Source organism: Kitasatospora sp. NBC_01250, from assembly GCF_036226465.1.
Taxonomy (GTDB): Bacteria; Actinomycetota; Actinomycetes; order Streptomycetales; family Streptomycetaceae; genus Kitasatospora.
On the sequence record NZ_CP108476.1, the window covers coordinates 5,278,232 to 5,291,694 of the forward strand.

The 13,463-nt window shown below is 73.4% G+C and carries 12 protein-coding genes; 10 read left to right on the plus strand and 2 right to left on the minus strand.

Annotated features, from left to right (window positions below; genetic code table 11):
* Window positions 1-115: 115 nt before the first annotated feature.
* On the plus strand, window positions 116-2,749 hold the full coding sequence (locus OG500_RS22275) for a bifunctional FO biosynthesis protein CofGH (RefSeq protein WP_329582794.1): 2,634 nt from the start codon (window positions 116-118) through the stop codon (window positions 2,747-2,749).
* 21 nt (window positions 2,750-2,770) lie between these two features.
* Here the strand turns inward: OG500_RS22275 and OG500_RS22280 are convergent, their stop codons facing one another.
* Complete coding sequence (locus OG500_RS22280; RefSeq protein ID WP_327068448.1) at window positions 2,771-4,027, minus strand: alpha/beta hydrolase; 1,257 nt, start codon at window positions 4,025-4,027, stop codon at window positions 2,771-2,773.
* A 125-nt stretch (window positions 4,028-4,152) separates the two neighbouring features.
* Here OG500_RS22280 and OG500_RS22285 point away from each other — a divergent pair, with 125 nt between their 5' ends.
* Window positions 4,153-4,626, plus strand: coding sequence for a MarR family winged helix-turn-helix transcriptional regulator (locus OG500_RS22285; RefSeq protein WP_329582798.1), 474 nt, complete (start codon window positions 4,153-4,155; stop codon window positions 4,624-4,626).
* A gap of 98 nt (window positions 4,627-4,724) precedes the next feature.
* Window positions 4,725-6,062: a VanZ family protein gene (locus OG500_RS22290; protein ID WP_329582801.1), complete on the plus strand. Its 1,338-nt coding sequence runs from the start codon at window positions 4,725-4,727 to the stop codon at window positions 6,060-6,062.
* Here the strand turns inward: OG500_RS22290 and OG500_RS22295 are convergent.
* Window positions 6,041-6,787, minus strand: a complete 747-nt coding sequence (locus OG500_RS22295) for a YoaK family protein (RefSeq protein WP_329582804.1) — start codon at window positions 6,785-6,787, stop codon at window positions 6,041-6,043. The genes OG500_RS22290 and OG500_RS22295 overlap by 22 nt on opposite strands.
* 593 nt (window positions 6,788-7,380) lie before the next feature.
* On the opposite strand from OG500_RS22295, the gene OG500_RS22300 reads away from it, so the two are divergent.
* From OG500_RS22300 to trxA, 7 genes are all read left to right on the plus strand, one after another.
* Entirely contained in the window at window positions 7,381-9,174 is a 1,794-nt protein-coding gene (locus OG500_RS22300; protein WP_329582807.1) for an ABC transporter ATP-binding protein, read from the plus strand.
* A gap of 63 nt (window positions 9,175-9,237) precedes the next feature.
* On the plus strand, window positions 9,238-9,759 hold the full coding sequence (locus tag OG500_RS22305) for a VOC family protein (protein ID WP_329582810.1): 522 nt from the start codon (window positions 9,238-9,240) through the stop codon (window positions 9,757-9,759).
* A 10-nt stretch (window positions 9,760-9,769) separates the two neighbouring features.
* Window positions 9,770-10,561 (plus strand): MerR family transcriptional regulator, encoded by a 792-nt coding sequence (locus OG500_RS22310; RefSeq protein WP_327068454.1) that lies wholly within the window; start codon window positions 9,770-9,772, stop codon window positions 10,559-10,561.
* A 151-nt stretch (window positions 10,562-10,712) separates the two neighbouring features.
* Complete coding sequence (locus OG500_RS22315) at window positions 10,713-11,225, plus strand: SigE family RNA polymerase sigma factor (protein ID WP_329582813.1); 513 nt, start codon at window positions 10,713-10,715, stop codon at window positions 11,223-11,225.
* A 50-nt stretch (window positions 11,226-11,275) separates the two neighbouring features.
* Window positions 11,276-12,274, plus strand: a complete 999-nt coding sequence (locus OG500_RS22320) for a hypothetical protein (RefSeq protein ID WP_329582816.1) — start codon at window positions 11,276-11,278, stop codon at window positions 12,272-12,274.
* A gap of 242 nt (window positions 12,275-12,516) precedes the next feature.
* Window positions 12,517-12,936, plus strand: a complete 420-nt coding sequence (locus OG500_RS22325; RefSeq protein ID WP_329582819.1) for a MerR family transcriptional regulator — start codon at window positions 12,517-12,519, stop codon at window positions 12,934-12,936.
* Between the two features lie 4 nt (window positions 12,937-12,940).
* Entirely contained in the window at window positions 12,941-13,267 is a 327-nt protein-coding gene (gene trxA / locus OG500_RS22330; protein WP_327068458.1) for a thioredoxin, read from the plus strand.
* The last annotated feature ends 196 nt before the right edge of the window (window positions 13,268-13,463 follow it).

Below are 13,463 nucleotides of genomic sequence, written 5' to 3' on the forward strand. Positions count from 1 at the left end.
TTTCTCACATCGCCCGGCCGGGGGCCGCGCCGTACGCCTTGTGGCCCAGGCAACCCTGAGGCGATATCAGGGTTCTGGGGGACGTCGGGTACTCCTGCTGGCGTAGGGTCGGCGCATGGACGCCACGCCCTCTGCCACGCCGACGACGGAGCCGACCGCGAGCGCGCGGCCGACCGCGCTGCCGACACCCACCGCGCGGCCCACCGCGAACGCGATGCGCCGAGCGCTGCGCCGGGCCCGGGACGGGGTGGCGCTGGACAGAGCCGAGGCGGCCGTCCTCCTGCAGGCCAGGGACGAGGACTTGGCGGACCTGTGCGCCACCGCGGCCCGGCTGCGGGACCAGGGGCTGGCGGCGGTCGGGCGCGAGGGCGTCATCACCTACTCCAAGAAGGTCTTCGTCCCGCTCACCCGGCTCTGCCGGGACCGCTGCCGCTACTGCACCTTCGTCACCGTCCCCGGCAAGCTGCGCCGCGAGGGCCAGGGGATGTTCCTCTCCCCGGACGAGGTGCTGGACATCTGCCGCAAGGGCGCCGCGCTGGGCTGCAAGGAGGCCCTGTTCACCCTCGGCGACCGCCCCGAGGACCGCTGGCCCGAGGCCCGCGAATGGCTGGACGCGCACGGCTACGACGACACCGTCTCCTACCTGCGCGCGATCTCGGTGCGGGTCCTGGAGGAGACCGGCCTGCTGCCGCACCTCAACCCCGGGGTCTGCAGCTGGACCGACTTCCAGCGCCTGAAGCCCGTCTCGCCGAGCATGGGCATGATGCTGGAGACCACCGCGACCCGCCTGTGGTCCGAGCCCGACGGCCCGCACTACGGCTCGCCGGACAAGGAGCCCGCCGTGCGGCTGCGCGCGCTCCAGGACGCGGGGCGCACGGCCATTCCCTTCACCACCGGTCTGCTGATCGGCATCGGCGAGACCTACGAGGAGCGGGCCGACTCGCTCTTCGCGATCCGCTCCGTCTCCCGGGAGTACCACGGCATCCAGGAGGTGATCATCCAGAACTTCCGGGCCAAGCCGGACACCGCGATGCGCGGCATGCCGGACGCGGAACTCCAGGAGATCGCCGCCTGCATCGCGGTGGCCCGGGTGGTGCTCGGGCCGGGGATGCGGCTGCAGGCGCCGCCGAACCTGGTCGCGGGGGAGTACCGGCTGATCATCGGTGCGGGCATCGACGACTGGGGCGGCGTCTCGCCGCTCACCCCGGACCACGTCAACCCCGAGGCGCCCTGGCCGCAGATCGCCGAACTGGCCGCCCGCACCGCCGAACAGGGCTACCGGCTGCGCGAACGGCTCACCGTCTACCCGGAGTTCCTCAAGCGCGGCGAGCCCTGGCTGGACCCGCGGCTGCGCCCGCACGTGGAGGGCCTGCTGGAGGCCGGCTCGGCGCTGGCCCGCGAGGACGCGCCAGTGCTGGGCCGCCCCTGGCAGGAGCCGGAGGACCTCGGCTCCTTTGGCCGCACCGAACTGCACCACGAGATCGACACCGAGGGCCGCACCGGCGACCGCCGCGGCGACTTCGACGAGGTCTACGGCGACTGGGAGGCGCTGCGCGAGCAGGCCGCCGCGGTGCCGGCCGCCCGCCTGGGCGGCGACGTGCGCGCCGCGCTCGCGGTCGCCGCCGACGACCCCACCCGGCTGACGGACGACCAGGCGCTCACCCTCTTCCAGGCCGACGGCCCGGCGCTGGACGCGCTCTGCAAGGTTGCCGACGACCTGCGCCGGTCGGTGGTCGGCGACACCGTCACCTACTGCGTCACCCGCAACATCAACTTCACCAACGTCTGTTACACCGGCTGCCGCTTCTGCGCCTTCGCCCAGCGCCGCACCGACGCCGACGCCTACACCCTCTCGCTCGACCAGGTGGCCGAACGCGCGGCCCAGGCCTGGGAGGTGGGCGCCACCGAGGTCTGCATGCAGGGCGGCATCCACCCGGACCTGCCGGGCACCGCGTACTTCGACATCGCGCGGGCGGTCAAGGAGCGGGTGCCGGGCATCCACGTGCACGCCTTCTCGCCGATGGAGGTGGTCAACGGGGCGACCCGCACCGGGCTCTCCATCCGCGAGTGGCTGAGCGCGGCCAAGGAGGCCGGCCTGGACAGCATCCCGGGCACGGCGGCCGAGATCCTGGACGACGACGTGCGGTGGATCCTCACCAAGGGCAAGCTGCCCGCCGACACCTGGGTGGAGGTCGTCAGCACCGCCCACGAGCTGGGCATCCGCTCCTCCTCCACCATGATGTACGGCCACGTCGACACCCCGGCGCACTGGCTCGGCCACCTGCGGCTGCTCGCCTCGATCCAGCAGCGCACCGGCGGCTTCACCGAGTTCGTCACGCTGCCGTTCATCCACACCAACGCCCCGGTCTACCTGGCCGGCATCGCCCGGCCGGGTCCGACCCACCGCGACAACCGCGCGGTGGTCGCGATGGCCCGGCTGCTGCTGCACCCGCACATCCCCAACATCCAGACCAGCTGGGTGAAGCTGGGCGCGGACGGCGCGGCCGAGATGCTCCGCAGCGGAGCCAACGACCTCGGCGGCACCCTGATGGAGGAGACCATCTCCCGGATGGCCGGCTCCGCGTACGGGAGTTACAAGTCCATCCGCGACCTGGAGGCGATCGCCGAGGCCGTCGGCCGCCCCGCGCGCCAGCGCACCACCACCTACGGCGAGGTGGACGGGGAGCGGCGCGCGGTGGCGCTGGCCTCCGACGGGCACCTGCCGCGGCTGCTGCCGGTGCTGGACTGACCCGCCGCCGGACCGCCGGGCTCAGGCCCGGCGGGCCCCGGTGATCAGGGCGGGCTCGGTGCCCAGCCACCAGGCCGGGTTGGCCGTGCCGTCGACGGTGCTGCCGTCGCGGCGCACGTAGTGCCGCACGTCGCGGCCGGGCGCGCGGAACTCGCCGTTCAGGGCGCGCTCGACCCACTCGGCGCCGAACCGGAAGACCTCGGCCGCGACCCCGCCCAGCGGGTGGAACTCGTTCTCGTAGACCCGCAGCTCCTTGGGCGCGCGGACCCGCTCGTAGCTGGCCAGTGCCTGCTCCAGGACGGTGAGTTCGTCGAACTCGCCGATGCCGTACAGGACCGGGCAGGTGATGTCCCCGACCAGCTCGCCCAGCGGCATCCGGGCGACCAGCTCGCGGTCGAAGGCCTCCTCGTCGGTGTAGCCGGCCATGAACATGTAGTTGTTCTTGAAGGTGGGCTGGGCCCGCTCGAAGATGGTGGTGAAGTCACCGGTGACGGCCTCGAAGGCGGCCAGCGCGGCGAGCCGGGGGTCGGTGGCGGCGGCGCGCGAGCCCCAGTAGCCGCTCATGCTGATGCCGAACATGCCGATCCGCTGCGGGTCGACCTCCGGCAGCGAGGCCAGGTGGTCGAGGTAACGGCCGATCGCGCGCTCGTAGTTGGTGAGGTCGACGGTCAGGCCGTTGGCCCGGGTCTCGCCCTGCCCCGGGCCCTCGATGGAGAGGGCGACCATGCCGCGCGAGGTGTAGTAGCGCTCGGCCGCGTAGATGTAGTCCTCCTTGATCATGTCCATCCCCGGGCCGAGGATCACCGCGGGGGCGCCCTGCACCTCGCCGGCGGGCAGGTGCAGCAGGCCGAAGATCCGGCCGCCCTCGAAGTCCAGCTCGACGCGGCGCACCCGGTTGCCGCGCAGGGCGCCCAGGCGCTCCACGCAGTGGTTGGCGCGGGCGCGGAAGGCGAGCTTGCGCGGGTCGGCGGCGTCGAAGATCGAGTACTGGGCGCGGCCCCACATCACGCAGGCGCGCACGTACAGGTCGGCGGCGGTCTGGGCGAAGCCGCCGCGCTCGTGGTGGGCGGCGCGCTCCTCGGCCTGCCCGGCGACGGTGGCCCACGCCTTGGGCAGCATCACGCCGCTGCGCACCAGGTCGAAGACCTTGTCGAAGTCGGTGTGGTCGTGGCCGAGCTGCTCCAGGGTGCCCTTGGCCTCGGGGTGCAGGGCGTCGAAGCCGCCCTGGGCGAGGGCGATGTCCAGGGCCCAGCTCTGGCCGGTCGAACGGATGGTCATGACGGACTCCTCGGGAGTGCAGTGGGGTGCTCAGCGGTGATTGCTAAGTACTTAATCATTAAGTACTTAAGCTAAGCTGGCTGTCAACTCGCCCGTTCCGTCCCGCCAGTCCGGAGGCCCCGCCCGTGTCGACGCCACCCGCTCCCGACCCCGCCCCCGAGTCCGACCGCGAGCAGGCACTGGACGGCCTGGCCCGCGCCGCCTACAGCCTCAGCGCCGCCGACTCCCGGCTGCGCGGCCGCGCCACCCGCACCCCGGGCGCCCTCTCCCTCACCCACGCCCGCGCCCTGCGGGTGCTGGCGGACGACGGCCCGCTGCCGATCGGCCGGCTCGCCGCCCGCACCGAGACCACCGGCGCGGCCACCACCCAGCTCGTCAACGGCCTCGCCGCGGCCGGCTACGTCACCCGCGAGCGCCCGGCGGGCGACAAGCGCTCCGTCCTGGTCGCGCTCACCCCGGACGGGCGGCGCCGGCACGAGGAGCGCACCCGCGCACTGGCCGCGGAGCTGGCCGGTGAGCTGGGCGGCCACGACACGCAGGCGCTGCGGGTCGCCACCGACGTGCTGCGCCGGCTGGTGGACATCTACGACCGGCTCTGAGCGGGTGCCGGCGGTCGAGCCCGGGGGCTCCTCCCGACGTCCGTGATCTCCGCTGTAGTGTCCCGGGACTGGGCTTGAACTCCTAGCAAGGACACTCCATGATCCCCGCCATCCTGCGCACGCACGCGGGCCTCATACCGGTCTTCGCCGTGCTGGCCTTACTCGCCGGCGCGGTGGCCTGGCGCTTTGCCCCGCGCCGCGGGCTCGACCGCAGGCTCGCCGTGCTCCTCGCGCTCTGCCTGGCGGGCGAGCTGACCCTCACGCTCAGCCCGACCGGGCACAACCTGACCAGCTCGCACATCTGCACCTACAGCACGGAGCTGTGGCGCGCCTTCGGCAACCGGCAGGGGCTGCTGAACCTCGCGCTGTACGCGCCGCTCGCGTTCTTCACCGCCCTGCTGCTGGACCGGCCGCTGATCGCGCTGGCCGGCTGCTGGCTGCTCTCGGCCGGCACCGAGACGGCCCAGGCACTGCTCCCGATCGGCCGGACCTGCGACTCGCAGGACTTCGTCGGCAACGCCACCGGCGCGCTCGTCGGCATCCTGCTCGCGATCGGCTGGCGCTGGAGGCGCCGCCGCGCCCTGGCCCTGCCGAACCGCCGCGAGCTGCTCTGGAGCGGGCTGCCGCTGGCGGTCGGCGCCGTCGTCGTGTTCGCCGTGCAGAGCTCGGCCGTCAGCCCGCGCTGGGTGACGGGCAAGGTCACCTCCGTGGTGTCGAGCGAGAAGCGGGCGCTGGCGGTCAAGGACGCCGCGCTGGTCTACGGACCGGGCGCGGAGGTCGTCTCCGTCCAGGAGGAGGCCGCCACGGACAGCACACCGGACCTGCTGGTGGTCAACACCAGGACGGCGCAGCTCAGCATCGAGTGGCCGTCGGGGCAGCTGAACCAGGGCACCGACTACGCCACCGCCGCTCCCAGCCCCTCGCCCTCGCCCGGCTCGGGTACCGGCTCAAGCACCGGCTCGGGCTCGGCAGCGCGGGCGGACGCGCAGGCGCGGGCGGTCGCGGACGCCTTCGCCCGGCAGTGGTACGCCCCGGAGCTGGCCGATACCACCGTGCGGGTCTACCAGGCCGACCCGGCCAAGCAGCGCCGCACCGTGGAGTACCGCCGCTACCGGGGTGACGGGCTGCTGGAGCCGTTCCGCCTGGACGTCCAGGTGGACCCGACCGGCCGGATCGAACAGTTCACCTCGCGCAACGTCCCGGACCCGCAGCTGGTCCCGGCCACCGTCTCGCGGCAGGTCGCGGTCGCGACCGTGGGCGCGGCGCATCCGGGCGCGGTGCTGAAGGTCCAGATGGTGGCCGCGCTGGTCGGCACCCAGTGGCGGCCCTGCTGGTCGGTGACCCTGGCGAACTCCTCCGACCCCGGCTCGCAGGGGACCTCGTACCAGGTCGACGCCGTCACCGACGCTCTGGTCTACCCCTCCCCGGCCCCCTGACCCACTGAGGGCCCGCGCTGGCCAGCCGGGCCCAGCCGGGGCGTGCGGGAGTAGAGCACCGCGACCGCCGCCTCGAAGCCCGCGACGCCGAGCAGCGCCGGGCCGACCCCGAGCCGGTGCAGCAGCGCCCCGCCGACGCCGCCGAGGAAGATGCCGGCCACCGTCGCCATCCGGCGCATCCGGGTCAGCCGTGGCGCGGGCTCGGCCGCCGACCGGAACGGCAGGAGGTCCGTGATCGCCTTCACCAGCGAGGTCTGCAGCACCGTCGTCGGCATGTCCGGGATCCGCGCCTCGTCGACCACCCGGCTGTGCCAGCCCATGGTGACCGCGAGCAGCAGGACGGTCGGGCCCGCCCCGTGCAGCGGCAGCCGCGCGGTGCCGTTGCCGGCCAGCACCCAGGCCCCGGTGCCGGCCAGCAGTGCGGCCTCGCCGCCCAGCGTCGCCAGGAACCAGCGCCGGCTGCGGCCGAGCCGACGCACGATCAGGACGTGGGCGAGGACCACCCCGGCCGCGAAGGCGCCCAGTGCCTCGGCCGGCCGGGCGATCGGCGTCCCCGCCGTGCCGCCCACCCCGAAGCCGAGCAGCAGCACGTTCCCGGTGGCGAGTGCGGCGAAGACGTGCCCGAGCCCGAGGAAGGTGATCGCGTCGATCGACCCGGCCACCATGGTCAGGGCGAACATGACGACGGCGATGAGCACCTGACCCCGCCCGGGAGCGACCCTCATGCGGACAGCCTGCCCGGGCCCGGGTGCCCCCGCCGTCCGGAGCGCTCAACCGGGGGAAGGGGCCGGACGGCCCCTGAGCAGCGGCGCCCTGGATGAAGGAGGGCTGAGCCGACGTCAGGTGCGCGGCGCGAAAGGGCAGTTCAGCGGTTCACCGCCCCTTGGCCCGCGCTGTTCCCGTACGCGCCCTCAGGGTGACGGCACCCCTGCAGGTCCGCGGGCCGGCCCGCGGGCGGCGGCCTGCGTCCGGGCCTGCGGCCCCCAGAGGCGGGTGCGGGCATCAGGCGGATACTGGAGGGAGTGGGACGAGACCAGGCGGGTGTGTCCCCGATGCGCCCACCGGATTCCGTCTCGCAACAGGGCAGTATGCGCAACTCCTGTGACCGGCGCCGCTGGTACCGGTCACGGTTGCGGTGCGCCAAAACAACGGAAAGGCAGGTCGTGATGAGTTACTACAGCCATCGGCGCAGGAATCGTCGTCACCGCCGTCGTCGTTTCGGCTTCTGGTGACGCTGAGGGTGCGGGCTGCGCCGGTTCCGGCGTAGCCCGCACCCCGGGGTCGACGGTTCCGCCGTCGGCCCCTCGCCATCCCCGTCATGTTCTTCATGCGCGGTGCCACGCCTTCGGAGCCGGCGGCCTCGGCCGCCGACCCGGGCCCGGTGGACGACGCTCCCGCCATTGAGCTGCGTGAGCTGTTCCGCCGGTTCTGGCCGTGGGTACGCCCGGACGTGCGCTGGCTCCCGGTGAGCGCGGTCCTGCTCGTCCTCGGCGCGTTCGGCGAACTCGTCTCGGTCTGGCTCTTCAAGGACCTGATCGACGACGTCCTCGTCCCCCGGCACTTCGCCGACTTCTGGCCGCTCGCCTCCACCATGCTCGGCGTGGCCGTCGTTGCCGGCCTGCTCACCTTCGCCGGCACCTACGCCGGCACCAGGACCGCCGAGCGGTACATGCTGCGGCTGCGCACCGACACGCTCGCCCACCTGCACACCCTGCCGCCCGACACGCTGGAGTCCCGCTGGCGCGGCGACCTGGTGGCCCGGCTGACCTCCGACATCGCGGCGATCGAGCAGATGGTCGCGACCGGTCTCGTCGAGGGCGGGGTGGCCGCCGTCAACCTGCTGCTGTTCGCGGCCGCCGCGGCCTACCTGAGCTGGCCCCTCACCCTGGCCGCTCTGGTGGCCGTCCCCTTGTTCGTCCTCTCCACCGGTCTGTTCGGACGGCGCATCCGCGATCGGGAACGGCTGGTCCAGCGCCGCGCCGGCGGCGTCACGGCGCTGCTGGAGGAGACGCTGCGCAACGCGGTCATCACGCGCACCAACGGCCAGGAGGCGCGCGAGGTGGCACGGGTCGACCGGGAGGGCCGGGCCCTGCTCGGCGCCGAACTCGCCACCGCCCGGGTGGCCGACCTCTACCAGCCCTTCCTGGGCTTCCTGCAGCTGCTCGCCGGAGTGGTCGTGGTCGGCGTGGGCGCGCTGGAGCTGATCCACGGCGAGCTGACCTTGGGCGGCCTGCTCGCCTTCACCGCCGTCATGGCCCAGCTGTTCGAACCGGCCCAGCAACTCGCCGAACTCGCCCCGCTCGCCGGCGCCGCCTGTGCCTCGGGCGAACGCGTCCTCGAACTCCACGACCTGACCAGCCCGGTCCAGGAGCGCCCCGATGCCCACGACACCGGCGAGGTGCGGGGCCGCCTCTCCTTCGAGAACGTCCACGCCGCCTACCCCGGCCGCCACGGCCCCCTGGCACTGAGCGGGGTCAGCTTCGACATCCACCCCGGCGAGGTCCTCGCCGTGGTCGGCCCCAACGGCAGCGGCAAGTCCACCCTCGCCAAGCTCGTGCTGCGCCTCATGGACCCCCGGACCGGCACGATCCGCCTCGACGGCGACGACATCCGGGACCTGACCCTGACCTCGCTGCGCCGGGTCACCACCCTCCTGCCGCAGCAGACAGCGCTCTTCCACGCGTCCATCCGGGACAACATCGCCTACGGCAGACCCGACGCATCGGACGGTGACATCGAACGCGCCGCCCGGAACGCGAGCGCCCACGACTTCATCACCGCGCTCCCGGACGGCTACGGCACGGTCATCGGCGACGACGGCTTCCAGCTCTCCGGCGGTCAGAGCCAGCGCATCGCCATCGCCCGCGCCTTCGTGCGCGACACACCGGTCCTCGTCCTGGACGAGCCCACCACCGGTCTCGACGCCCGCACCGTCCAGCAGCTCATCCCCCCACTGCGCCGACTCATGGCCGGGCGCACCACCGTGCTGATCACCCACGAGGAGACCTTCCTCCCGCTGGCCGACCACGTCCTCACCCTGCAGTCGCCGGGCCCGCGCGTGCGCCAGGCACGGGAAGTCCGTCCGATGAACGGCTCCCGCCATCAGGCCTGAGGCCCGAGGCCCGAGACCGTTCCGGCTTGACCCTGACCTTGCAGGAGCCTTCACGATCGGCGCATGACCGAATTCACCAGCTCCAGCTACACCAGCCCCGTCCCCGTGCCCGCCCTCGACGCGGTCGCGCCCGAGGTCCACCGGGGCATCTACGGGATGCCGATGTACCTCAGCGTCCCCACCCCCGACCTCGACGCCTCGCGGGACTTCTGGATCCGCGGGCTCGGCTTCATCGACCTCTTCTCCATCCCCGGCCGGCTGACCCACCTGCGCCGCTGGGCCTTCCAGGACGTGCTCCTGGTCCCCGGCGAGCGCGCTCGCCAGGCGCCGGCGACGAGCCTGGGCGTCGCCTGCGTGCCGAGCCAGATCGAGGAGATCGCGGCGCGCTGCGAGGCGCTCCTGCCGGGGTGCACCGGCGGCCCGCGGGAGATGCCGTGGAACTCCGTCGAGCTGACCGTCACCACGCCGGAGAACGCGCGGATCGTGCTGACCGCCGCCCGCCCGCTGGACCCGAGCGGTCCGCAGGCGGCGGCCCTGCGGGAGGTGGGCTTCGACATCCCGGCGGCTGCCGTCTCCGGTGCGTGACAATCACACGGTGACCAGTGAACCCCGTGCAGCGAGCGACAGCCTCACCGTCGGCCGGGCGGCGGCGCTGGTCGGGGTCAGCGTGAAGACGCTCCACCACTGGGACGGGATCGGGCTGGTGCGCCCCAGCGAGCGCACCAGGGCGGGGTACCGGGTGTACTCGGGCGAGGACATCGCCCGGGTGCACCGGGTGCTCGTCTACCGGGAACTCGGCTTCCCGCTGGCCGAGATCGGCCGGCTCCTGGACGACCCGCGGGTGGACGCGCACGAGCACCTGCGCCGCCAGCGCGCCGAACTGGAGGAGCGCATCGCCCGCCTGCGGACGATGGTCGGCGCGGTCGACCGCATGATGGCGGCCTCCCGGACCGGGCTGCGGCTGACCCCGCAGGAGCAGGTCGAGATCTTCGGCGACGACTGGCAGCCCGCCCGGGTCGAGGAGGCCCGCGAGCGCTGGGGCGACACCGAGCAGTGGGCGCAGTACGCCGAGCGGGCCGCCGAGCGGACACCGCAGGACTGGCAGGACTACACCGCGACGGCCGAGGCCCTCAACGCCGACCTCGCCGCCGCCCTGCGCGCCGGCACCGCCCCCGGCTCCGCCGCGGCCAACGCCCTCGCCGAGCGCCACCGCGCCCTGCTCGCACAGCACTTCGACTGCCCGCACGCGATGCACGTCTGCATCGGCCGCACGTACCTCGACGACCCCCGGTACGCCGACCACTTCGACCGGCTCGAGCCGGGCCTCACCGCCTGGCTGATCGAGGTGATCTTCGCGAACGCCCGGGCGCACGGCGCCGAGGCCTGAGCCGGCGGCCCGCGGTACGGAGCCGCTCCGCCGCTGCCGAACCGCTGCTTCCCAGCCGTCGCGCGAACCCCCGTGATACCTCTTGCCCCGGGTGCGGCGTCCTAGCTGGTGTCGATCGATCCGAACACCGCAGGACCACCGGGGGAACCACATGCACGAGGGGCTGAGCTTCGAGGAATTCGCCTCCTCCAGGGCCCGCAAGCTCTTCCAGGTCGCCTACCTGATGTGCGGCGACTGGCACCAGGCGCAGGACCTCGTCCAGACGACGCTCGCCAAGCTGTTCGCGGTCTGGGGGCGGCTGCAGCGCGGCGGTCAGACCGTCGCGATCGACGCGTACGCGCGCAAGGCGCTGCTGCGCACCTACCTCTCGCACCGCCGGCTGCGCCGCTCCGGCGAGCTGGCGGTGGCCGCGATCCCCGACCGGCCGACCGGCGAGCACCGGGAGGGGACCGAGCTGCGGCTGACCCTGGTGGCGGCGCTGCGTCAGCTGCCGCCCCGGGGACGCGCGGTGGTGGTGCTGCGCTACCTGGAGGACTACAGCATCGAGGCGGTGGCCGAGGCGCTGGGCACCAGCGTCGGTGCCGTCAAGAGCCTCAATACCCGCTCGCTCGCCAGGCTGCGTGAACTGCTGGCCGACGACCGCGAGTTGCTGTTCCGGAAGTGACCGGAACCGAGCAGACGCACGAACGTGTGACACGAACAGGAGCATCCCTGATGGACTTCGAGGACGACCTGACCGGCATGCTCCTGGAGAGCGTGCACGAACTGGACCCGCCGGTCGCGGCGATGGTCGCGGAGGGTGGCCGGGCGGGGCGGCAGCGGCGCCGCATCCGCCGGGGGCTGCAGACCGCCGGCGCGGCGGCGATGGTGGCCGCGCTGGTGACGGTGGGGGCGGTGGTGACGCAGCGCGGCGGTTCGTCGCAGAGCACGGCGGCGAGCGCCGTGAGCGCGTCGCCCAGCCCCCCGGCTGGCACCGCCCCCGCCGCCACGCCCACGGCTGGTGCGTCCGCGAGTGCCGCCGCCTCGCCGAGCACCGGCGCCACCGCTGCCGCCGAGCCCGCCACGGCGGACCTCAGCTGGCAGGCGATGCTGAAGATCCTGCACGACCAGCTGCCGCCCGGCGGACAGCTGGCCAAGCTGAACACCTTCGCGGTCAAGTTCAACACCGGTCCCCAGCGGCGCTATGTCGAACTCCAGTACAACGACGGCGCGGGCCCCTCCACCGTCATGCTGGACGTGAGCGACGCCCCCCCGCCGACGATGCCGGGCAAGCCCGGTGCGCCCGTCCCCCTGACCTGTGCCAACTGGATGGGCGGCACCGACGAGGGACACGACCGCAAGCCCGGCTACGAGCATCCGACCTGCCAGGAACGACAGCTGCCGGACGGCACCAAGGTGTTCAGCTACATCACCGGCACCGACGGCTACGGCCTCTACGACGAGGCCGTCAAGGTGTCCCGTCCCGACGGCACCCAGGTCTCGATCACCGCGGCCAACGCCACGCTCGACCAGGTCGCCGCCGGTCCGGGCATCACCGTGACCCGCGACAAGCCGCCGGTCGGCCTGCCCGGCTGGGAGGCGATCGCGCTGAGCCCCCAGTGGCAGATGAAGATCCCCCAGTCCCTCGCGGACGCGGGCGTCGCCTACGCCAGGACCGTCACCCGGCTGCCCTGCCCGCAGGGTTCCAAGCCCGCCGACTGCGTCATCGACTGACGCCGCGGGCCCCGGGCCGGAGCGGAACAGGGGACCGCTCCGGCCCGTCGGCATCGCACCGCCCGGCCGCCCGGCGGTGGCGCCGTCGACCAGGGCACGCCCGGCGACCGGTCCCGGGCGATCGGGGTGCCTCGCCGCCCGCTGAGGGCGCGGCCGGCCGGTGAAGCGCTGGCCTTGACGTCAGGGTCAAGGTCTACCGTCGAGGGACGGAGCGGGCAGGGCCCGGGCAGGAGGCACGGATCATGCGGATCGGAGAGCTGGCGGAGCGGGCGGGGACGACCACCCGCACGCTGCGGTACTACGAGGCGCGGGGCCTGCTGACGGCCCGGCGCGCCGGCAACGGCTACCGGGCCTACGGCGAGGAGGAGCTGCGGCTGGTCCGGCAGATCCGGCTGCTGCAGGAGTTCGGGTTCGAGCTGGAGGACACCCGCCCCTTCGTGGAGTGCCTGCGGGCCGGACACCCGGACGGGGACACCTGTCCGGCCTCGCTGGAGGTGTACCGCCGCAAGCTGGCCGAGCTGGACGACTGCCTGGCCCGGCTCGGCGCGGTGCGCGAGCAGGTGGCGGGGCAACTGGCCCGCGCGGAGCTGATGGTGGCGAGCGCGGACGCCGAACCCCGCTGCGAACTGACCGGACAATCGCCGACCGACCATGGAGGGTGAACCGATGGCCGACCACGTGCTGGAAGTGACCGACGCGAGCTTCGCCGCGCAGGTGCTGGAGTCCGAACTGCCGGTCCTGGTGGACTTCACCGCCGACTGGTGCCCGCCCTGCCGGATGATCGCGCCGGTGCTGGACGCCGTCGCGGTGGAGGAGGCGCACCGGATCAAGGTGGTCACGCTGAACGTGGACCTCAATCCCCGGACGCAGTCCGCCTATGGGGTGCTCTCGATGCCCACCCTGATCGTCTTCAAGGGCGGCGAGCCGGTGAAGTCGATGGTCGGCGCCCGGGCGAAGGCCAAGCTGCTGCGCGAGCTGGCCGAGGTGGTGTGACGGGTGCGGTGGGGAACGGACCGGGGGCACGCAGCGGAATGTCGTTGCGTGCCCGTCGGTACCCGCTCTATCCTCCTGCTCAGCGCGATGAAGGAGACGAGTAGCCGCGGGATTCCGCGGGCCGAGAGAGCCGCCGGCAGCTGTGAAGGCGGTCCCGTGCCCCACGGTGAAGACACTCCGGAGCGTCGAGCAGTGC